Below are 20,260 nucleotides of genomic sequence, written 5' to 3' on the forward strand. Positions count from 1 at the left end.
ACCGCGGCAGCCCGAAACTCCGGGCTGAAGTGCTTGTGTTTCTCGTGTTCCATTTGTCTATCCAATCCTGAATTCAGGAGGACTGTCCGGAAACACTGGGTCACCCCAGTTTTCAGTGGTTGAGAAGGTCGCGCGAGCGGACGATGGTTGCGAATTCGTCGTTGAGATTGATGGCGGATATTCGGGAAAGCTCCTCCGCGCTGATTGTGCCGCCTTCGAGGTCCGCCCTATCGAATGTGTGAGTGGCGTCCACCGCAAAGTAGACGGTGTAGCCCAGGTTTCCGCCAATGCGTGCGGTTGTTTCGCAGCAGTGGTTGGTGGTGATGCCGCAGATCACGATGGTAGAGATGGCGTTTTCTCGAAGCCAGTGGTCAAGATCGGGTGTGCCGTGAAAACTTGAGTTGACGGTTTTTTCGACTAATAGATCTGGGGTGCCGGACACATAGCTTTTCAGCGCGTGACCGGGATTGCTGGGGTGCAGCGGGGAGAGCGGATTAGTGGAGCTGTGCTGCACGAAGACGATCGGTCGCGAAAGCCTGTATCATTCGTTCACTAACGCTGCGATGTTCTGATCACAGTCAGCGTTGTCTCGCGGTCCCCACCAGGCGGCCTGGTCAAATCCTTGCTGAGCGTCGACGACGATCAGCGCGGTGCGATCATCCATCGAGGGTAGTTGGATCACGATTCGGGGCTCCTTTATTGTTTCACTGCCGGATCTTCATTCACCATCTAGCATCCCAGGACGTCAGCATCACGGCGACCTGCGGCCGAGGCCGCCGGCACTGTCGACGGTGCCGCTATCGGGCCCGTCGCCTGAGGTTGCGGATCGCGCTCGCCTGACCAATCGGCGATTCATGGATGTCGGGCGCGTGCAAAGAACGCCGTCTCAGCCGCGCGCAGTCTGGTGATGTCCTCGACGACGAATTGCATGTCGGCGAAGTCTCGGTGCGATCCGGAGGAGGCCGAGCCATGTCGGTCAAGGTCATAGGCGCAGAGCCAGTTCAGGTGCAGTGCGGTGGGTCCCGGACGAATTCGGAGTAGCGACTCCAGGAGAGTGGCGCGACGGATGCCGGGAATCCGGAGGTCCGCCGCAACACCGGCGTCGCTGCGTGGGCAATCGTCATGTTTTGTTCTCCTATCGGACACCCGGCTCAACCCTAAACCGGCGGCAAGCTGATGTCACGGAAAAGATCCGCGGGGTCCTTGGAATCGTGAGGGAATTCGATGAACTGCAGCCAACTGTTCTCAATTGTTAAGGCTGGCCCTGCGGTCTGGGAAGTCCGTCATGAGATCACTGATGAATTGGCCGGCATCATCCAGCGCACACCACGGGGCTTCGTCGTCCGCAACGACCAGAGGCAGCAGATCGGTAGCTTCGACTCCATCACGAGCGCACTGCAAGGTCTGTACGAGGCGGCTTGAAGGGTCAACTTCTAGTCTGTGAGCGAGCCGTAGTGACCCCGGCGATTCCCCGCCTCGACGAGGGAGGCCTGTTCGGCTGAGGGGTTCAATCCGTCGGGCGGCTGAATAGTCGGCAAACGACGGCGGGTCCAGTTGGGTCAGAGGCCAGGGGCGGGTACTCATGAAGGATGAGCTCCATCCGTGACACCGATCTTGGCCGCGCCGACCCGGTCGGGTGTCTGGCTGACCTTGCAACCAGCGTCCAACAGGTGTCCGCTACGACGCCAGTGACGGAGATCGACCGTGTATTCCGTGCGGACCAGCAGCTTCGTTCGCTCGTCGTGCACGAGGACGGTATCTGCTTTCTGCTGACTCGAGAACAGGTGGAGTTCACTCTGACCGGCCGATTGGGTTACGGTCGTGGCCTGCATGCCCGATCGACGGCCATCCAGATGGTGCCGGAGAACTCTTTCGCGCTACCCGGTCAGATGAGCTTGGCGAATGCGGCGCAGCGCGTCCTGGAGCTGCCGGAGGGCAACCGGTACCGGGACGTTCTCGTGCTGACCGATGAGGGTCCCCGTGTCGTGTCGGTCTCACAGATCTTTGAACGGTTGTCGGCTGAATTTCGTTACGCCGCTCTGCACGATCCCCTGACCGGCCTACCCAATCGTCGGCAATTGGAGGAGAGCGGAGCCACGTCCATCGAGGGCAGCGTGGACATAACCCGCATTGCGGTGCTCTACATCGACCTCGACGGTTTCAAAGCGATCAACGACACCTTCGGTCATCAGGCCGGGGATGAGATTCTGATCGGCTTCGCCGACCGGCTGCGTCACCTTGTCCGACCCACCGATCTCCTCGCCCGCCTCGGCGGCGACGAGTTCGCGGTGTTGCTGGTCGACGTGGATGAAGCGCAGCTCCTCGCCATCGCGGATCGGGTCGTGCTCGGCGCGTCGGTGCCGTTTGTCTGCGACGGCCATCTGCTGCATGTTTCGGCGTCTGTCGGTATTGCCATGGCCGGTGATGTCGCAGCGGAACGAGAACTGAGCAGGCTTGACGTGCTTCTCCGCCACGCCGACGGAGCGATGCTCAAGGCAAAGCAGGCAGGGAAGCGCCAGGTCGCCCGTCTCGACGGGCACGGCGAGGCCGCCCCGATCGTGCGAAATGCGCTCATTCGGCGGCGCCTGCCGAAGGCGTTCGAAACCCTCTCGTTCACCCTGCACTACCAACCGCAGATGGACCTGTCCAGCGGTGACTGCTCGGCGGTGGAGGCGCTGCTGCGCTGGACCGACCCGGTGTTAGGCGCCGTGTCGCCCGCGGAGTTCATTCCGATCATGGAACTCTCCGGCGACATCCACCGGATTGGGCAACGGGTCATCAACGAGGCCTGCGCCCAGGCCAGGGTTTGGTTGGATGCGGGAACACCGCGTCGGATCGCAGTCAATGTGTCTCCACTCCAACTCGCGGCTCGCACCATCGTTCCCGAGCTAGTGTCCGCGCTCCACCGACACGCGGTGCCCGCACACCTCATCGAGGTGGAAATCACCGAGGGTGCCGCGATCACCGATCTGCCGCGGGCGATCGGCCAGCTCCAACAGCTCCGGGAGGCCGGAATCAGTATCGCCCTGGACGACTATGGCACCGGTTTCTCTTCCCTTGCCCTGCTGCGCAGTCTGCCGCTGACCACGGTGAAGATCGACAAGACCTTCGTCGACAACATCGATTCCTCACCCTCGGACGCCCTGCTCGTGGGCGGCATTATCGACACCGCTCATGCCATCGGGCTGACGGTCACCGCCGAAGGTGTTGAACGCCAGAGCCAACTCCAGCTCCTGCGTGATTTGCGCTGCGACACCGTGCAGGGCTATCTCATTTCGCGGCCCGTCGCCCCGGAGGACCTTCCGCAACGGTGCTCGGTCTCATCCTCGACGACCCTCCGCGCAGTCCCCCTTGATCCCAAGGGACGAATTGAAAGTAGCTGACCTGATGCCGGTTGAATCAGGGTGTGCGGAGGAGGGAAGCGACATCGCGCCTCCTCGACACCGGGTTCTCGGTCGTTGTTGTGCCGATGCAGACGAGAACTATGCGCCCGCCTTGATACCAAGCTCCCAACGGTGGAAGACTGAGATTTGTGAACCTCAACGATGAACTGCAGGCCGTCGAAAAAGTAGTGGATCGTCTCACGGAACGATTCCCCGATGTGCCACGGTCACGTGTTGAAAGGGCTGTTCGTGAGGAGCACGAAGCGTTCTCCGGCCGCCCGATCCGTGACTTCGTTCCCGTGCTCGTCGAACACGGGGTGAAGGAGCGCTTGCGCAAACAGTGAGCGACGGTTCAGTGAGTTTGCGCGCTCGACCGCCAGTGGGGAAGCTCAACAAGGTCAAGCGCATCCGCCGCGACCTCACCGCCAGCCTGTACCGCGAACCCACTCTGGCGGAGCTGGCCGAGGCCTGCGGGGCTCCGATGGCCGACGTGCGGACCTAGCTTGATTGGGACGTCGAACCGATCTCGTATCAGACCCCACTCGGCGAGGGCTTGGCCGACATCTCCGAGCTGATCATGGACGATGATCTGCCCCAGCCGGAGGAGTACGCGGCGCTTGCCCTGCGCCGCTCTGACATCACCTTTCATCTCGACGCGCTGCCCACACGGGAGCGGATGATCCAGGAGGCACGGTNAGGAGGCACGGTTCGGGCTCAACGGCGACTAACCGTCGCGGTGGGACTTGACCAGCAACACAATGCCGAGTCCGAGCCACCACAGCATACCCAGCGGGATCAGTGCCACTGAGGAAAGCCAGATCACCTCGGGCAAATCGATATTGGTCGCCGTCAGGAGGGGGCCAGCGATCAGCATCACGAGCCGGAGGCCTGTGACGACTCCGAGAACGCATATCCAGATCGGCAGGGCGTGGGAGCGTGCCCCGGCGACACTGATGCCCACGACCCAAACGGAGAGCGTGAGGAGGCTCGCTTGGGCAAAACCGTGGGTTCCCAGCATTTGAATGCTGACGTATGCGGACTCGCCCCATCTGCTGTTGATCCCGTCGATGTAGAGCAACGGTCCCACGGACGAGCGCAAGACCCCGTGCATGAACAGGAATGTGGCCGACATGAGACCGAGTGCGCTCAGGCTCCGGCGAGTGATGCTGCTTGTGCGTGGTGCAAGCACATCGGAGACGGCGAAACTCGCCACGACGAAAGCGATGGCCATGGTGAAAAGCGCAACCCCTGCGACAGGGTACAACTGCGGATACTGGCGCAGATAGTCGAGGCTCGCTGCGGGGTCGTCTGTGTCGTCGAAACCGAGAACTGGCGGCAGGAGCTCAAGCGTGAACCATGTGATGCCTCCGAGCCCGGCAACGACGGCCGCTGTTCCACCGGCACGTAACGCTGCCCGATTGGTGGTCTCGGCCGACGCCTTCGCCGACGCGGTTCTGCGGTCATGTTCGCTGATTGCACTCATGGTGCACTCCCTTGTGGGGCGCTGGCAGTTAGGGCGAACCGGTCACGGTTCAGAGATGCACAGAATGGTACTCGCAAGGGCGGCTGAGCGAAATGCGTTCGACGGGCGACGATTGATCCCCTCCGTAGCGTTCCTGCTAGGTGAACCGCGGTCTCGCGACGCTAGGCCAGTCCGGACAGAACCAGTAGGCGGCCGGCCAATCTGGACTTCTACGAGCGAACGTTCCGTTTACTCGGGGCGCCGGGACGGTTGAGAGTCCTACGTCAGCCTCAGCCGACAGGGGGCCGATTTACTCTACGAGGGCCGCGACGGCATCCACGACCAGCTGCCTACGCTGGGCGCGGGAATATCTAGGGGCCAGCGCTGTGGACAAGGGCGTGCCATTACTCCAGATGCTGGCCAGCTGAAGGACTAAGCCGAGCAACTCGAGCGGCTCAAAGGCAGCGGAAGGTCGCGAAGGTCGTCGGTAGGAAAGCACAGCGGTGGGCCGAGAAAGCCCGAACCCGCAACAGCATGCAGGCGCTCTCCAAGCTGGCCGAGTACGTGGACGGGCACTACCGGATCGTCAGCCAGCCGCCGGTCTTGTTCCCGTCCGTGAACCCTATGACACGTTCGGGCTGTCTGCCGACGAGACCTGGGACGCGCTCAACGCACAGTTGGGCTCGTATCGGGACACACTTGCAAGAGGACCGTCGTTTCCTTCTCGAGCGCGTCCGGGTCGTCGACGTGGCCCGCAAAGTCGTCGGGTCGGCAGCGTCGGAACCCGCGCCTGCATCGCCCTGCTCGAGGGACGAGACGAGCATGACCCGGTGTTCCTCCAGGTCAAGGAGGCCACGTCATCCGTTCTGGAAGACCACCTGCCGAAGAGGCGTTACAACCAGCCGGGGGAGTCCGGCGCATGCAAGGCCCGGCGCGCACGTTCCAATGAGGCCCCCAGTCCCCATTCGACGGCCAGGCGATCCAGGTGCACCGCTTGGCCGCGAGTGCTCACTCGGATTCGGGCGTCGTAGCCGGGCAGCGCCAGGTCGCGCACTACCCTCACCACCGCCGGGGCCACCTTCAGGTAATCGGTGGCGGCGAGGAGCCTGGCCCGCGCGCTCAATGCCAGCGCGGATTCGGGGTGTGCGGCCGCTGCGACGATCCCGGCAAGGTCACCGTAGGTGCGGAGCAGCGTGGCCGACGTCTTCTCGCCCACCCCGGGCACTCCGGGCAGGCCGTCTGAGGCGTCGCCGCGAAGCACTGCGAAGTCCGCGTACTGAACCGGGAGCACTCCGTATTTGGCCTCGAGTGCGGCATCCGTCAGAATCTCAAGCCGAGCCATGCCTCGCCCGGTGTAGACGACCCGCACCCCGCGGGTGTCGTCGATGAGTTGGAAGAGGTCACGGTCGCCGGTGACGACATCCACGGGGATCGTCGCGTGCGAGGCCAGGGTGCCGATGACATCGTCTGCCTCGTGTTGTGGGGCGCCGATCACCGGGATGCCGAGCGCGCCGAGCACCTCGCGGATGAGCGGGACCTGTGCGCTGAGCAGGGCTGGCATCGCCTCGACCGGAAAGTTGCTCACCCTCGGCTGGTCAGCGGCGACCCGGTGGGACTTGTAGGTGGGGATCAGGTCCACGCGCCACTGCGGCCGCCAGTCATCGTCCCAGCAGGCCACGATCTCGCTCGGCTGGAACTCGGCGACGAGCCGCGCGATCATGTCAAGCAGCCCGCGGACGGCGTTCACGGGTATCCCGTTGGACGCGCGAATGGTGTCCGGAACCGCGTGGAAGGCTCGGAAGTAGAGGCCGGCCGTATCGAGGAGCATCAGGCATTCACGTGGTTCGGTCACGGCGGCATCCTCCCACACGGGCCAGTCAGGCCGCGACGCTCAGCGCCAATCCGCATCCGCATCGGTCGGGGAGGACTCTGTCGCTTTCGGTTCGGGCGTGGGCACCGTGAGTACGGATGACTTTGCCAGCTACAACTGAGCATCTGTCCAGAATGCACGTGCATGATGGAAACTTCGCCCGCGCGGCCGCATCTGGCCGTGAGTCCACCGATCAAGGTGCGCCGAGGATCGTGTAGCCCGGTCGTACCGCTTTTGGAAGTCATGCGCTTTGCTTCACCCAGTTCACCTGTGTCCGCCCGCCGTGAAATCAACGCCAAACGTAAGCGTTCACGCACTCGGTCCGTCGCTCTCGGGGCCGGAGCGTCGCTCGGCCTCATCGCCTTGATCACCGGGATCGGCGCGGTGTCACAGGCATCCGCAGCAAGTACCGCCAGCATTGCCGCGACGACCGAGCTTTCCGAGAGCACCGGACTCCGACACGAGCAGCTCAGCGTCTACTCCGCCATCGCGACGAAGACAGCCCATGATCGCGCGGAGAGCACCCTCAGCGACGCCGGAACGGTGATTACGGCAATGGCGAACAAGGTGGATTCGACCCCGCTGGCGTCATCCGTTGCCGCGCTCGGGGACTACAAGACGCTGGAGACGGACACCGTGATCGCGTTGACCGGACAGACTCAGGAGGCGGCTGCCGCGGCACGGTCAGCCGTGGCCGAGGTCGACCGCGTTGCCGCCGAGGCCGCAGCGGCGGCCGCCGCGGAAGCGGCCCGCGCCCAAGCTGAGGCTTCCGCCCAGGCTGCGGCTGCTGCCGAGGCTGCGGCTGCTGCCGAGGCTGCGGCTGCGGCCGAGGCCGAGGCCGCACGAGATTCCGCTGCGCCAGCTGCACCTCAGGCCGCCGCCGGCGGCAACTCGCCCGCGGAGGCGAAAGCGACGGCCCGAGCGATGGCCGCTTCGACGTACGGTTGGGGCGAGTCGGAGTTTTCCTGCCTCGTGCAGCTCTGGACCAAGGAATCCGGCTGGTCGTACTCGGCCTACAACTCCAGCGGAGCAACCGGCATCCCGCAGGCTCTGCCCGGAAGCAAGATGGCGACCGCGGGATCGGACTGGGCCACGAACGCGACCACCCAGATTTCCTGGGGCCTCGGTTACATCCAGGCCGGGTACGGTAGCCCGTGCGGCGCCTGGGCGCACTCCGAGTCGAATAACTGGTACTGACCGGATTGGGACTTGAGTAGACCCGCCCGGTCACCGGGTGCGGACGTCGACTTCCATCAGATGTCGGCGGCGATCTCGAACCGGGTAAGCACGGGGGCGGACGCGAGAAGCGTACCGAGCTGCGTGGCGCCGGAGCCGCCCGTACTCGACTGACTTCGGCCAGCCTGACTTCGACGTGCAACCTCGAGCAGGCGGGATCCGGTCGAGGTCGATGGCCTCGCCCGACAGCGGCCGGAACTCTTCGACCGCCCCGTACAGACCTGCGCGGCGGCCTGGTCGCCGAGAGTGTCCGGCATGGTCATCCCGTCGTGGGTTGAGTAGGTGCTGGCGACGTGGAGGTGCGGAAGCCTCCGGTGGCGGTCATGGTCTTCATATTCGTCGTGCCCGTGCGGATCAGCCGAGGGCGGACGGCCGCCGTCGGGCGAGGAAGAACGGCCGAACCGACACCAAGGGGAAGGCGACGATCGCGGCGAGCAAACCCGACGCGGACGCCTCGGCGAGGAACGGCTGGATGCGCGCCCGGCATCCGAACTCTGCGTCTCCTGCGCGCGTCGGCTCGAATCGGGCCGCCGCGCCTGAATCCCGGACGGCTCTCGACAAAGGCAAGGCCCGGCGGCAGAATCGGGCGAGGCGGTTCCCGCACGAGGTATCCGCCGGGCGGGAGCCGCATGTTCACGAATCGGAGTGATGCCGGTGTGCAGCTGGCCGCGCGACTGGCCGAACGCCTGACCGAGCTGGAGGCACACGACCCGGTGGTCTACGCCCTCCCACGAGGCGGCGTGCCGGTGGCGGTCGAGGTCGCCCGGTGCCTGCACGCACCGCTGGACCTCATCCTGGTGCGCAAGATCGGGGCGCCGGGCTATCCGGAGGTCGCGCTGGGGGCGGTCGTCAACGGCCCAAGTCCGCAGACGATCGTCAACGAGGATGTGTTCGCCGCGACCGGTGGCGACTCGGTGGGTCTGGCTAGGGCCCGCCGTCGCGAGCTGTCCGAAATCGAACGACGTCGCATCCTCTATCTCGGTGATCGGCAGCCGATCAGTCCGCGGGGCCGAGTCGCCGTGATCGTGGACGACGGTCTCGCCACGGGAGCCTCGGCCAAGGCGGCCCTCACGGCCCTGAGACGGCTGGGTGCCGCCCTCACGGTGCTCGCTGTCCCGGTCGCACCTACGGACCTGATCGAAGATATGAGGCAGTACGCGGATGTCGTCGTTGTGCTGAACGCCCTGCAGGAATTCTGGGCGATCGGTCCGTGCTACACCGACTTCCACCAGCTGTCCGACGATGAGACGGTGACCCTGCTCCAGGACGCGTGGGTTGCGGCCGACGCCTCCCCGCCGACCGACGACGTGACGACCTGACGGTGTCGCGACGGCTGCCCGTTTCTCCGGTCCGGTGCCGAACCGGCAGAATGGTGAGGTGTATCTTCTGGTGAGTCGAACGGGTAACGGGGAGCTCCTCGTTCTGCCGCTCGGCCCGGAGGGCGAGGTTTCGGGGCCCGCACTCCGTTTGACTTCCCGCGACTTCCCTGGCTATGTGTGCGATCAGGAGGCTGACCGGCCTCGGTGGGTGTGGGAGGACACGGCCCGCATCTACCCGCTGCTGCTGAAAGCCGGGGTCCGGGTGCACCGCGCGCACGACCTGCGCCTGTGCCATACGATTCTGCGCCTGTCGTCCCTCACTCAGGCTAGCTCATTGGCCCGGGCCGAGCCGAGTCAGTGGGATCGGGCGCCGGCTCTCCAACCGGACGCGGTCGCATCCGGGGTGACGCTCTTCGACCTGTTCGACGGTGACACTGGTGCTGGTGCTGAGGGCCCCGCCGAGGGCGGCACCGACACCGCTGCCGGTGCCGGCCCGCAGGCGGAATTCCGGCGTCAACTCGACGCGGTCCGCGCCTCCACGGAGCCCGGCCGGCTTCGGCTGCTGCTCGCCGCGGAATCCGCCGGTGCCCTGATCGCCGCCGAGATGCAATTCGCCGGACTGCCGTGGCGCACCGACGTGCATGACGCCCTGCTGACCCGCGAGCTCGGCGCCCGCGTGGCCCCAGGCATCCGGCCCGAGCGCCTCGAGAACCTCGCCCGGCGCATCCGAGACGCCCTTGGCGAGCCCGGTCTCAATCCGGACTCGCAACCCGACCTGATGCGGGCCCTGCAGAAGGCCGGCCTGAGGGTGACGTCTACCCGTGCCTGGGAGCTCAAGGAATTCACCCACCCCGTGATCGAGCCGTTGCTCGAGTACAAGAAGTTGTCCCGGCTGCTCAGCGCGAACGGCTGGTACTGGATGGACACCTGGATCGTGAATGGCCGGTTCCATCCCGAGTACATCCCCGGCGGGGTGGTGACCGGACGCTGGGCCACCCGGGGCGGGGGAGCCCTGCAGCTGCCCAAACAGGTGCGCGGGGCCGTCGTCGCCGATGCCGACTGGAAGCTGGTGGTCGCGGATGCCGCACAGTTGGAGCCGCGCATCCTGGCCGCCCTCTCGGGCGACACTGCCATGGCTCAGGCCGGCCGGGGGACGGACCTGTACGCCGGGATCGTCGCCGGGGGTGTCGTGGAGACCCGTGAACACGCCAAGGTCGCCATGCTCGGGGCGATGTACGGCGCCACCAGCGGGGAGAGCGGGCGACTGCTGCCGCGGCTCGCGAAGGCCTTCCCGCGCGCCTTGGCCCTCACCGAGACGGCGGCGCGGGCCGGGGAGCGCGGAGAGAGCGTGACGACGCGGCTCGGGCGCTCCTCCCCGCGACCCGGGGAACGCTGGCTGGCGACCCAGGCGCAGGCCTACGACCCCGGGGCAACGGATGCCGACGAGCGCCGCGCCCGCAGCCAGGCACGCGACTGGGGCCGTTTCACCCGTAATTTCATCGTGCAGGGCAGTGCCGCGGAATGGGCGCTGTGCTGGATGGCGGAGGTGCGCCGGGAACTGCGGATGCTGTCGCCGTGCACCCCGGCCGCTTCCGGGTCGGAATTCGATCAGGCCCCGCACCTAGTCTTCTTCCTGCACGACGAGGTCATGGTGCACACACCGGCCGCGCTGGCCGCCACCGTCGAGGGGATCATCCGGCGCGCGGCGGACACCGCCGGCCGACACCTGTTCGCCGATTTCCCGGTGGACTTCCTGCTCACCGTCGCGACGGTCGACAGCTACGCGCAGGCGAAATAGCGGCGCCGCCGGGAAGGGCGATGGGGGTGCCGGCGCCTGCCGGTCAGGCGACGGATGCCGGCCGTCGCCCGCGCTTCGGCCGCACGTCGTTCAGTCCGTGTTGGAAGGCCTCTGTGGGGCCGTCGGCGAGCAGCGTATCGACGTCCCGGAGCCAGGCCAGGGCGGCGGCGGCCAGTGTCACCCGGGCGGCGCCCGCCAGCCGCTCCGCGCCCGTGCCCGCGGTGTCCACACTCTCAAAGTCCGTGCCTGCGGCGACCACGGCTGCGAGCTCGGCGACCGACTGCCACCGCTGCCGATAGCCGGCAACGACCTCGCGCGCGTCGATGCCCAGAGCGTGGGGGTCAGGTAGGGAGGCTGCGATCAGGACCCGGTCGACCATGTCGTTCCACTCGTCGTCGGGGGTGCTCTCGGTGCCGGACAGCCACTGCAACGCCTCGGCCCGACCGAGCGCCGTGATCCGGTACAGCGGCAGCCCGTCCGGGGTTCTGCCGGCCGACTCGACGGCCTCCTGCTTCACCAGGCGCTCGAGTGTGCCGTAGATCTGCCCGACGTTGACAGCTCGCCGGCCGGCGGTTCTGGACTCCAACTCTCCGTGCAGCTGGAAACCGTACGCGGGACCGATCGTGAGAATCGCCAACAAGCAGCTGCGCACAGACATGGGACCTCCGGTGGTGAGAGTAAAACCATACTGAGTATAGCCAACGGGAGGACCGGGATCGCGCCTTGTGATCGCACGGGTCACTGAGGCATAATTCAGTGGGGCGGCGCCTGACGCTGTGCCTTGACACTACGGGAAAAGATCACCACCCTTCACAAGTTCACAGCACGCCGCATTGTTTCGTTCAGAGGTCGTTGGGGAAGACGCACCTCACAGAACGGGAGAAACGATGGTGGCTACACAAGCTCGGCAGGCAGCGACTGCGCGAGGTGTAATTTACGTGCATTCTTCGCCTCGGGCGTTGAGTGCCCATGTGGAATGGGCCGTGGGTCGCGTCGTAGGCGAGCCCGTCAGTTTCGACTGGTCGGAGCAGCCCGTGCTCCGCGGTGCGCAGCGTGCCGAGTATTACTGGGAGGGTGCCCGCGGCACAGGCGCACAGATCGCGTCGGCTCTCCGTGGCTGGGAGCACCTTCGCTTCGAGGTCACCGAGGACGCCAGTCTCGGCACCGATGGGGGGCGTTGGCTGCACACTCCCGATTTGGGGGTCTTCTTCGCCCAAACGGATACGGCTGGCAACGTCGTGATCCCGGAGGACCGGCTGCGCCACGCAATGGAAATGGCCGGGACGAACGCCCTGGAGCTTCACCGGCAGCTGCGCTGTGCGCTCGGGCAGTCCTGGGACGATGAACTCGAGCCGTTCCGGCACGCCGGCGATTTCAATGCCGTGGTCTGGCTGCACCAGGTGGGGTGACGGGTGACTGTTCCTCCGAACGCGGAAGACCCTGACCGATGGCGGCCGGGGTCTTCCGCGTATGGCGCTGGTCCCGCAGGGTGGAGCTAAATCGACCGGAAGGCGACGACGGCGTTGTGGCCGCCGAACCCGAACGAGTTGCTGATGGCCAGCAGGTCGCCGGACGGCAACGTGCGCGGCATGGTCACGACGTCGAGCGGGATGCTCGGATCCTGGTTCAGCAGGTTGATGGTCGGCGGGGCCATGCGCTCGGCCAAAGCGAGAACCGTGAACAGGGCCTCGATCGCCCCGGCACCACCGAGGAGATGACCGGTGGACGCCTTGGTCGCCGACACCGGGATACCGTCGAGCAGGTCGCCGAACACCCGGCGCAGGGCGTTGTACTCGGCGATGTCGCCGACCGGTGTGCTGGTCGCATGAGCGTTGATGTGCGAGACATCCGCGAGGCTCGCGCCGGCGTTCTTGATCGCGGTGATCATCGCGCGGGCCGCCGCCGTCCCCTCAGGGTCCGGCGCGGTGATGTGGTAAGCGTCGCTGGTCACGGCGCCGCCGAGGAGCTCGGCGTAGATGCGCGCACCACGGGCCTTGGCGTGTTCTTCCGTCTCGACGACGAGCGCCGCGGCGCCCTCCCCGAGCACGAAGCCGTCACGGGTGATGTCGTAGGGCCGTGACGCCGTTGCCGGGTCGTCGTTGCGCTTGGACAAAGCCTGCATGGCAGCGAAGGATGCGATCGGCAGCGGGTGGATCGCGGCCTCCGAACCGCCGGCGATGACGATGTCGGCGAGCCCGGCCTGCAGCCGGTTGTAGGCGTTCACGAGCGATTCGGTGCTCGAGGCGCACGCGGACACGACCGTGGTGATGCCGGCACGGGCGTGAAGGTCCATTCCGATGGCCGCTCCCGGACCGTTCGGCATGAGCATGGGCACGGTCATCGGCAGGACGCGGCGCGGACCGCGTTCGCGGAGGGTATCCCACGCGTCGAGGAGGGTCCAGACTCCGCCGATGCCGGTCGCCCAATCGACGGCCAGGCGCTCGGGGTCTGCCTCGGGGGAGCCGGCATCCGCCCAGGCTTCACGCCCGGCGATCAGCGCGAATTGGCTGGACGGGTCGAGGCGCTTCGTCTCGTGGCGGGCCAGGACGTCGATGGACGGAACCCTGGCCTGAGCGGCGAAGGTCACCGGAAGCTGAGTCCGGGCCACCCATTCGTGGTCGAGCGGGCTCGTCCCCGATTCGCCGGCGAGCAGGGCAGACCAGCTGTCGGCGGCCGTGCCGCCGAGAGGGGAGGTCGCACCGATGCCGGTGATAACGATTTTTTTGGTCATGACGTTAACTCTCCGTGAGGCGTGCAAACGTGGGCGTCACCCACAGATCAGGCCGGTCGGCAGATGCCGACCGGCCTGTTCAGTTGTGGATTAGACCTGAGCCTTGACGATGAAATCGACGGCGTCGCCGACGGACTTGAGGTTCTTGACCTCTTCGTCGGGGATCTTGACGTCGAACTTCTCTTCGGCGTTGACGACGATGGTCATCATCGAGATGGAATCGATGTCCAGATCATCGGTGAATGACTTCCCCATCTCAACCGTGTCGGCCGAGATGCCGGTCTCGTCGTTGATGAGCTCGGCCAGGCCGGTCAGAACTTCTTCGGTGGACAGTGCCATGTTATTTCTCCTTGGGGGTGTCTCGTATGACCGAGACTCAGTTTAGAGGGGGTTGAGTGAAATCTAGGGAAGCACGACGACCTGCGCGCCGAACACGAGCCCGGCGCCGAAGCCGATCTGGAGGGCGAGGCCTCCGCTGAGCTCGGGGTGATCTTCGAGCAGTCGGTGGGTGGCCAAGGGGATCGACGCCGAAGAGGTGTTACCGGTGGTGGCCACGTCGCGGGCGATCACGACGGATTCAGGAAGCTTCAGCTGCTTGGCGAATTCGTCGATGATGCGCATATTGGCCTGGTGCGGGATGAAGGCGGCAAGCTGGTCGCTCTCGATTCCCGCGACCTGGAGAGCTTCCTTGGCCACCTTCGCCATGTTCCAGACCGCCCAGCGGAAGACCGTCTGGCCTTCCTGGCGGAGGGTGGGCCATTCGGATTCGCCGCGGCGGTACTCCTGCAGGGTGTGGTTCATGGTGATGGCATCGGCCTTGGACCCGTCGGATCCCCAGACGGTGGGTGCGATCCCCGGGTAGTCGCTCGGGCCGATGACGACGGCGCCCGCGCCGTCGCCGAGCAGGAACGAGATGCTGCGGTCCGTGGGGTCGACGAGGTCGGACAGCTTCTCCGCGCCGATCACCAGCGCATAGTGGGCTGTGCCCGTGCGGATCAGAGAGTCGGCCTGCGCGACGGCGTAGGTGTAGCCGGCGCAGGCGGCGTTGACGTCATAGGCGGCCGCGGGGTTGGCGCCGACCCGGTCGGCCACCACGGCGGCGATGGACGGGGTCTGACGGCTGTTGCTGATGGTGGCCACGATGACGGCGTCGATCAGGTGCGGCTCGATGCCGGACCGCTCGATGGCCTCCCGTGCAGCATCCGTTGCAAGGTCGACGGCCTGGATGTCCGCGCTCGCCCGGGTCCGGGTGATGATGCCGGTGCGCTGCTGGATCCATTCATCGGACGAGTCGATCGGTCCGACCAGGTCGTCGTTGGGTACGACGAGATCGCCGCGGGCGGCACCGATCGAGAGGATCCGGGTGTACTGGGGACCGTGCGACTGCTGGAGTGTTGGCTTGGACATATTCTCTTTCGGTCAGACTAGGTTCTGCTGGTCGATCAGGTCGAACGCAGCGGGCAGGTCGTCCGGTGTCTTGATCGCGACACTGGGCACACCCTTGAGGGCACGTTTGGCGAGGCCGACAAGGGCCCCAGCCGGTGCGACCTCGATGATTCCGGTCACGCCGGCCTCCGCGAATGAACGCATGCACAGGTCCCACCGTACCGGCGAGGACACCTGATCAACCAGTAACTCCATGAAGCGGGTCCCGCTGGTGACCCGGTTGCCGTCACGGTTCGTCCAGATCGGAATCGAGGGATCGGCAGGCAGTACCTGTGCGGCAACCTGGGCGAGGTGCTGCACGGCCGGCTGCATATACCGCGTGTGGAATGCTCCGGCCACTTGCAGTGGGATCACCCGCGTGCGCGGGGTGGGGTTCTCCCCGAGAACGGCCAGGGCCGCGAGGGAGCCGGCGACGACGACCTGACCGCCGCCGTTGAAGTTGGCCGGTGCAAGGTCGAGCTCGTCGAGGCGAGCCAGGAGTTCGGCTTCGTCCCCGCCCAGCACCGCGCTCATGCCGGACGGCTCCAGCGCCGCCGCCTCCGCCATGGCGTTGCCGCGCTCGCGCACGAATCGAACGGCGTCCGCAGCGCTGAGGATGCCGGCGCCGGCGGCGGCCGTGATCTCGCCCACCGAGTGGCCGGCAATGCCGGCGATGCGCTCACGTCGACCGTCGGCCAGGAGCACACCCAGGGTGAGGAGCCCGGCGGCCACGATCAGCGGCTGGGCGATCCGGGTGTCCCGGATGGTGTCGGCGTCACTCACGGTTCCGTGGCGCAGAAGGTCGATTCCACAGGCCTCGGAGATCTCATCCAGGCCGGCGATGAAGGTGGGATCCCGAAGCCAGGGCTCGAGGAAACCGGGGGTTTGTGAGCCCTGACCGGGGCAGACGACAACAATCATTGGTCTAGTCTCCCAAGCTCGATTGCCGCGGGCGTGTCGATGATCCACCAACTATTCGGGGAGTGTTTGTCGAATCACGCTAGTTCGGCGCCCTCGCTGGCGACGCTACCGCCGGCGTGCGGAGCCGTCGTGGTCGCTGATCGACCCGATGATGAGGGCGGCCTGCAGGATGAGCGCCTCGCGGGCGCCGGTGGCGTCGTAGCCGATGACCTCCGACACCCGCTTCAGGCGGTAGCGCACGGTGTTCGGATGTACGAAGAGTTCCCGCGCGGTGGCTTCCAGGGAGCGGCCGTTGTCCAGGTAACACCAGAGCGTGGTGAGCAGTTCGGTCGAATGCGCCTGCAGCGGTCGGTAGATCCGGTGGATCAGTGTGGCGCGAGCGAGCGGATCGCCGGCCAGGGCCCGCTCGGGGAGCAGGTCATCGGCCTGCACCGGACGGGGGGCATTGCGCCAGGACCGGGCCACGGCGAAGCCGGCCAGGGCGGCCTTGGCGCTCTTGGACGCGTCGACCAGATTCGGCACCTCGTGGCCGAGCACCAGGTGGCCGGCGCCGAAGCTCGGCTCGAGCTGCACGGCGATCTCCATGAAGCTGAGGGCGGAGGCCGTGCCGATCGCGTCATCCGGGTCTGTCGGGGTGGGGTGAGCCCGGCCGATGACCAGGACCAGCCGGTTGCCCTGTACCCCGATCAGCACGTCGGCGGCCATGTGGCGGGCCGAGCGACGCAGTTGATCGACGTCGAGCATCTTCGGCGTCGTGCCCACGAGCACGCAAACCTCGCCGTGCCCGTGCCAGCCGAGGGCGGCGATCCGGCTGGGCAATTCATCGTCGTATTCGCCGCTCAGGATCGAGTCGACGACGAGAGCCTCGAGGCGCACGTCCCAGAGGCCGCGCGCCTCGGCCGCCCGGGCATAGACATCCGCCGCACCGAAGGCGATTTCGCGCGAGTACAGCAGGATGGCCTCCCGCAGCATCTCCCCGCCGTCCTTGACTCGCTCCTCCACCACCTCGACGGTGACGCGGATCAGCTGCAGGGTCTGTTGCAGGCTGATCGAGCGCAGGAGTTCACGCGGGGCTGCACCGAAGACGTCGGCCGCGATCCAGGGCGTGGACCGGGGATCGTCGAACCATGAGATGAACGACGTGATGCCGGCCTGGGCGACCAGACCCACGGCGGACCGCCGCCCTGGCGGCATGTCGCCGTACCAGGGCAGCGTGTCCTCGAGACGTTTCAGGGTCGCCGTGGACAGCTCGCCGGAAATCGTTCGCAGCCAGCTGAGCGTCTGTTCTTTCGTCTTCGGTGTGGGTGCCACGGGGGCGGCTAGCTCTCGCCCCCGGCGGAACCGGTGGTTCCCGCCGTCACGTCATGCAACCGGTACTTGGTGATGGCCTGGCCGACGACGCTGCGGTCGACCTCACCGCGGCGGGCGAGCAATTCGAGTGCGCGCACCGCCATCGACGGTCCGTCGATCTTGAAGAAGCGGCGGGCTGCCGGGCGGGTGTCGGAGAAACCGAACCCGTCGGCACCGAGGGTCGCGAAGTCGCCGGGCACGAACTGCCGGATCTGGTCCGGCACCGCGTGCATGAAGTCGGTGACGGCGATGAACGGCCCGGCGGTGCCGGCCAGCTTCTCCGTCACATACGGGATGCGCGGTGCGTCGTCCGGGTACAGGAAGTTGTGTTCTTCGACGGCGATGCCGTCACGACGCAGCTCGGCCCACGAGGTGACCGACCAGACGTCGGCGGACACCCCCCAGTCCTCGGCCAGCAGGGCCTGGGCCTCGAGCGCCCACGGTACGGAAACGCCGGAGGCCAGGAGCTGCGCCTTCGGACCGGCCACATCGGACACGCTCACGCGGTGGATGCCGCGCACGATGCCGTCCACGTCCACGTCATCGGGTTCGCGCGGCTGCACCTGCGGCTCGTTGTAAACGGTGATGTAGTACATGACGTTGGGGTCGCTGTGCGTTCCGCCGTACATCCGCTCGAGACCCGAGCGTACGATGTGCCCGATCTCGTAGCCGTAGGCCGGGTCGTACGACACCACGGCAGGGTTCGTCGAGGCCAGCAGCGGCGAGTGGCCGTCGGCGTGCTGCAGGCCTTCACCGGTGAGGGTGGTTCGGCCGGCGGTGGCGCCGATCATGAACCCGCGAGTCATCTGATCGCCCGCGGCCCACATGGCGTCGCCCGTGCGCTGGAAGCCGAACATGGAGTAGAACACGTAGATCGGGATGAGCGGCTCACCCTGCGTGGCGTAGGAGGTGCCCACGTTGGTGAAGGCGGCCATCGCGCCGGCCTCGTTGATCCCCACGTGCAGGATCTGGCCCTGCGGGCTCTCCTTGTACGCCAGGAGCTGTGCGTGGTCGACCGAGGTGTACTGCTGGCCGCTGGGGTTGTAGATCTTGGCGTTCGGGAAGAACGCGTCAATGCCGAAGGTGCGGGCCTCGTCCGGGATGATCGGCACAATGCGGTTTCCGAAGTCCTTGGCGCGCAACAGCTCCTTGAGCAGTCGCACGAACGCCATCGTGGTCGCGATCTCCTGCGTGCCGGACCCCTTCTTGGTGGGGGCGTAGGTCGCGTCGTCGGGCAGGTTGATCTGGGTGTACTTGCTGCGACGCTCCGGCACGTATCCGCCCAGCGCGCGGCGACGCTCGTGCAGGTACTGGATCGCCTCATCGTTCTCGTCGGGCTTGAAGTACGGCGGAAGGTAGGGGTTCTTCTCGAGCTGGGCATCCGTGATCGGCATGTGCGTGCTGTCGCGGAAGGTCTTGAGGTTGTCGAGGGTGAACTTCTTCATCTGGTGGGTCGCGTTGCGGCCCTCGAAACTCGGGCCGAGGGCGTAGCCCTTGACCGTCTTCGCCAGGATGACGGTGGGCTGACCCTTGTGCTCGGATGCCGCCTTGAACGCCGCGTACACCTTGCGGTAGTCATGGCCGCCGCGCTTGAGGTTCCAGATGTCGTCATCGGTGTAGCCCTCGACGAGCTTGAGAGCGCGGGGGTCCCGGCCGAAGAAGTGCTCCCGCACGTAAGCTCCGCTTTCGGCCTTGTACGTCTGATAATCGCCGTCGGGGGTGGCGTTCATCAGGTCACGGAGTGCGCCGTCGGTGTCGCGGGCGAGCAGCTCGTCCCACTCGCGGCCCCAGACGACCTTGATGACGTTCCAGCCGGCGCCTCGGAAGAAGCTCTCCAGCTCCTGGATGATCTTGCCGTTGCCGCGCACCGGGCCGTCTAGGCGCTGGAGGTTGCAGTTGACGATGAAGTTGAGGTTGTCGAGGCCCTCGTTGGCGGCAACCTGCAGCTGCCCGCGGCTCTCGACCTCGTCCATCTCGCCGTCGCCGAGGAATGCCCAGACCTGCTGGTCGCTGGCGTCCTTGATCCCGCGGTTGGTGAGGTACCGATTGGTCTGCGCCTGGTAGATGGCGTTGATCGGGCCGAGTCCCATTGATACGGTCGGGAACTGCCAGAATTCGGGCATCAGGCGCGGGTGCGGGTAGGAGGACAGCCCGTTGGGGCCGTGGGACTTCTCCTGGCGGAATCCGTCGAGCTGGTCGGCGGTCAGCCGGCCCTCGAGGAAAGCGCGCGCGTAGGTGCCGGGGGAGGCGTGACCCTGGATGAAGATCTGGTCTCCGCCGCCCGGGTGGTCCTGGCCGCGGAAGAAGTGGTTGAAGCCGACCTCGTAGAGAGCGGCGGACGATGCGTAGGTCGAGATGTGGCCACCGACGGAGATCCCGGGGCGCTGGGCCCGGTGCACGAGAACGGCGGCGTTCCAGCGGATCCAGGCGCGGTAGCGGCGCTCGATGTCTTCGTCGCCGGGGAAGTCGGGCTCATTGCCGGCGGCGATGGTGTTGATGTAGTCCGTGGTCGGCACCATGGGCACGCCGAGGTGCAGCTCCTTGGAGCGTTTCAGGAGGGTCAGCATGATCTCCCGGCCACGCTGGTGGCCGTGGGCCGAGACGAGCGCGTCCAGCGATTCCGACCATTCGGCGGTTTCCTCCGGGTCGGCATCCGTGCTGTTAACCGAATACGGGTCCTGGTCGTTGACAGTCACACTCGACCTCTCTCTGTTGGGCAGACCATAAGAACGAATCTGCCGGGTTAGCGGTGCCGGTTGACGGTC

General features: G+C 66.3%; 21 protein-coding genes and 1 pseudogene. 9 read left to right on the forward strand and 13 right to left on the reverse strand.

Annotated elements, in window-relative coordinates; genetic code table 11:
- Positions 1 to 112 precede the first annotated feature (112 nt).
- From E3O67_RS11875 to E3O67_RS17635, 3 genes are all read right to left on the reverse strand, one after another.
- Complete coding sequence (locus E3O67_RS11875) at positions 113 to 514, reverse strand: isochorismatase family protein (RefSeq protein ID WP_241982152.1); 402 nt, start codon at positions 512 to 514, stop codon at positions 113 to 115.
- Between the two features lie 27 nt (positions 515 to 541).
- Positions 542 to 682 carry a hypothetical protein gene (locus tag E3O67_RS17495; protein ID WP_241982154.1) on the reverse strand — a complete coding sequence of 47 codons (141 nt, stop codon included), beginning with the start codon at positions 680 to 682 and terminating at the stop codon, positions 542 to 544.
- 319 nt (positions 683 to 1,001) lie between these two features.
- The gene (locus E3O67_RS17635; protein ID WP_255575864.1) at positions 1,002 to 1,124 is read right to left on the reverse strand and encodes a hypothetical protein; all 123 of its coding nucleotides are present in this window, start codon (positions 1,122 to 1,124) and stop codon (positions 1,002 to 1,004) included.
- A gap of 100 nt (positions 1,125 to 1,224) precedes the next feature.
- On the opposite strand from E3O67_RS17635, the gene E3O67_RS11880 reads away from it, so the two are divergent.
- The 4 genes from E3O67_RS11880 (at position 1,225) to E3O67_RS11895 (ending at position 3,885) form a co-directional block, all read left to right on the forward strand.
- Positions 1,225 to 1,422: a hypothetical protein gene (locus tag E3O67_RS11880; RefSeq protein WP_134429134.1), complete on the forward strand. Its 198-nt coding sequence runs from the start codon at positions 1,225 to 1,227 to the stop codon at positions 1,420 to 1,422.
- A gap of 167 nt (positions 1,423 to 1,589) precedes the next feature.
- On the forward strand, positions 1,590 to 3,383 hold the full coding sequence (locus tag E3O67_RS11885; RefSeq protein ID WP_135102793.1) for a bifunctional diguanylate cyclase/phosphodiesterase: 1,794 nt from the start codon (positions 1,590 to 1,592) through the stop codon (positions 3,381 to 3,383).
- 149 nt (positions 3,384 to 3,532) lie between these two features.
- Entirely contained in the window at positions 3,533 to 3,727 is a 195-nt protein-coding gene (locus tag E3O67_RS11890; RefSeq protein WP_241979209.1) for a three-helix bundle dimerization domain-containing protein, read from the forward strand.
- Between the two features lie 35 nt (positions 3,728 to 3,762).
- On the forward strand, positions 3,763 to 3,885 hold the full coding sequence (locus E3O67_RS11895) for a sigma-70 domain-containing protein (protein WP_166786951.1): 123 nt from the start codon (positions 3,763 to 3,765) through the stop codon (positions 3,883 to 3,885).
- Between the two features lie 222 nt (positions 3,886 to 4,107).
- Here the strand turns inward: E3O67_RS11895 and E3O67_RS11900 are convergent, their stop codons facing one another.
- Positions 4,108 to 4,866 (reverse strand): hypothetical protein, encoded by a 759-nt coding sequence (locus tag E3O67_RS11900; protein ID WP_134429142.1) that lies wholly within the window; start codon positions 4,864 to 4,866, stop codon positions 4,108 to 4,110.
- 363 nt (positions 4,867 to 5,229) lie between these two features.
- Here E3O67_RS11900 and E3O67_RS11905 point away from each other — a divergent pair.
- Positions 5,230 to 5,681, forward strand: a pseudogene (locus E3O67_RS11905) (DUF2252 family protein); the annotation flags it as partial.
- Between the two features lie 56 nt (positions 5,682 to 5,737).
- On the opposite strand, the gene E3O67_RS11910 reads toward E3O67_RS11905, so the two are convergent.
- Positions 5,738 to 6,673 (reverse strand): 5'-3' exonuclease, encoded by a 936-nt coding sequence (locus E3O67_RS11910; protein ID WP_134429271.1) that lies wholly within the window; start codon positions 6,671 to 6,673, stop codon positions 5,738 to 5,740.
- Between the two features lie 285 nt (positions 6,674 to 6,958).
- Between E3O67_RS11910 and E3O67_RS11915 the strand changes: the two genes are divergently transcribed.
- Positions 6,959 to 7,912, forward strand: a complete 954-nt coding sequence (locus E3O67_RS11915) for a hypothetical protein (RefSeq protein WP_135102794.1) — start codon at positions 6,959 to 6,961, stop codon at positions 7,910 to 7,912.
- 393 nt (positions 7,913 to 8,305) lie between these two features.
- Here the strand turns inward: E3O67_RS11915 and E3O67_RS17265 are convergent, their stop codons facing one another.
- Positions 8,306 to 8,512 (reverse strand): hypothetical protein, encoded by a 207-nt coding sequence (locus E3O67_RS17265; protein ID WP_206750566.1) that lies wholly within the window; start codon positions 8,510 to 8,512, stop codon positions 8,306 to 8,308.
- Between the two features lie 68 nt (positions 8,513 to 8,580).
- Between E3O67_RS17265 and E3O67_RS11920 the strand changes: the two genes are divergently transcribed.
- Both E3O67_RS11920 and E3O67_RS11925 read left to right on the forward strand, forming a co-directional pair.
- Positions 8,581 to 9,270, forward strand: a complete 690-nt coding sequence (locus E3O67_RS11920; RefSeq protein ID WP_135102795.1) for a phosphoribosyltransferase — start codon at positions 8,581 to 8,583, stop codon at positions 9,268 to 9,270.
- Between the two features lie 58 nt (positions 9,271 to 9,328).
- Positions 9,329 to 11,068, forward strand: coding sequence for a bifunctional 3'-5' exonuclease/DNA polymerase (locus tag E3O67_RS11925; RefSeq protein WP_135102796.1), 1,740 nt, complete (start codon positions 9,329 to 9,331; stop codon positions 11,066 to 11,068).
- A gap of 43 nt (positions 11,069 to 11,111) precedes the next feature.
- Here the strand turns inward: E3O67_RS11925 and E3O67_RS11930 are convergent, their stop codons facing one another.
- Positions 11,112 to 11,726 (reverse strand): PadR family transcriptional regulator, encoded by a 615-nt coding sequence (locus E3O67_RS11930; RefSeq protein ID WP_135102797.1) that lies wholly within the window; start codon positions 11,724 to 11,726, stop codon positions 11,112 to 11,114.
- Positions 11,727 to 11,955: 229 nt separating this feature from the next.
- Here E3O67_RS11930 and E3O67_RS11935 point away from each other — a divergent pair, with 229 nt between their 5' ends.
- On the forward strand, positions 11,956 to 12,477 hold the full coding sequence (locus E3O67_RS11935) for a DUF3145 domain-containing protein (RefSeq protein WP_134429152.1): 522 nt from the start codon (positions 11,956 to 11,958) through the stop codon (positions 12,475 to 12,477).
- Positions 12,478 to 12,563: 86 nt separating this feature from the next.
- Here the strand turns inward: E3O67_RS11935 and E3O67_RS11940 are convergent, their stop codons facing one another.
- From E3O67_RS11940 to aceE, 6 genes are all read right to left on the reverse strand, one after another.
- Positions 12,564 to 13,799, reverse strand: a complete 1,236-nt coding sequence (locus tag E3O67_RS11940) for a beta-ketoacyl synthase (RefSeq protein WP_135102798.1) — start codon at positions 13,797 to 13,799, stop codon at positions 12,564 to 12,566.
- Between the two features lie 90 nt (positions 13,800 to 13,889).
- Positions 13,890 to 14,138, reverse strand: coding sequence for an acyl carrier protein (locus tag E3O67_RS11945; protein WP_134429156.1), 249 nt, complete (start codon positions 14,136 to 14,138; stop codon positions 13,890 to 13,892).
- 63 nt (positions 14,139 to 14,201) lie between these two features.
- Positions 14,202 to 15,206, reverse strand: a complete 1,005-nt coding sequence (locus E3O67_RS11950; protein ID WP_134429158.1) for a beta-ketoacyl-ACP synthase III — start codon at positions 15,204 to 15,206, stop codon at positions 14,202 to 14,204.
- Positions 15,207 to 15,218: 12 nt separating this feature from the next.
- Complete coding sequence (locus tag E3O67_RS11955) at positions 15,219 to 16,145, reverse strand: ACP S-malonyltransferase (protein ID WP_135102799.1); 927 nt, start codon at positions 16,143 to 16,145, stop codon at positions 15,219 to 15,221.
- A gap of 105 nt (positions 16,146 to 16,250) precedes the next feature.
- Positions 16,251 to 17,456 carry a CdaR family transcriptional regulator gene (locus E3O67_RS11960; RefSeq protein ID WP_134429162.1) on the reverse strand — a complete coding sequence of 402 codons (1,206 nt, stop codon included), beginning with the start codon at positions 17,454 to 17,456 and terminating at the stop codon, positions 16,251 to 16,253.
- 8 nt (positions 17,457 to 17,464) lie between these two features.
- Entirely contained in the window at positions 17,465 to 20,191 is a 2,727-nt protein-coding gene (gene aceE / locus E3O67_RS11965) for a pyruvate dehydrogenase (acetyl-transferring), homodimeric type (protein ID WP_135102800.1), read from the reverse strand.
- Positions 20,192 to 20,260: the final 69 nt, after the last annotated feature.

It is taken from the genome of Cryobacterium sp. TMT3-29-2, from assembly GCF_004564305.1.
Lineage (GTDB): Bacteria > Actinomycetota > Actinomycetes > Actinomycetales > Microbacteriaceae > Cryobacterium > Cryobacterium sinapicolor.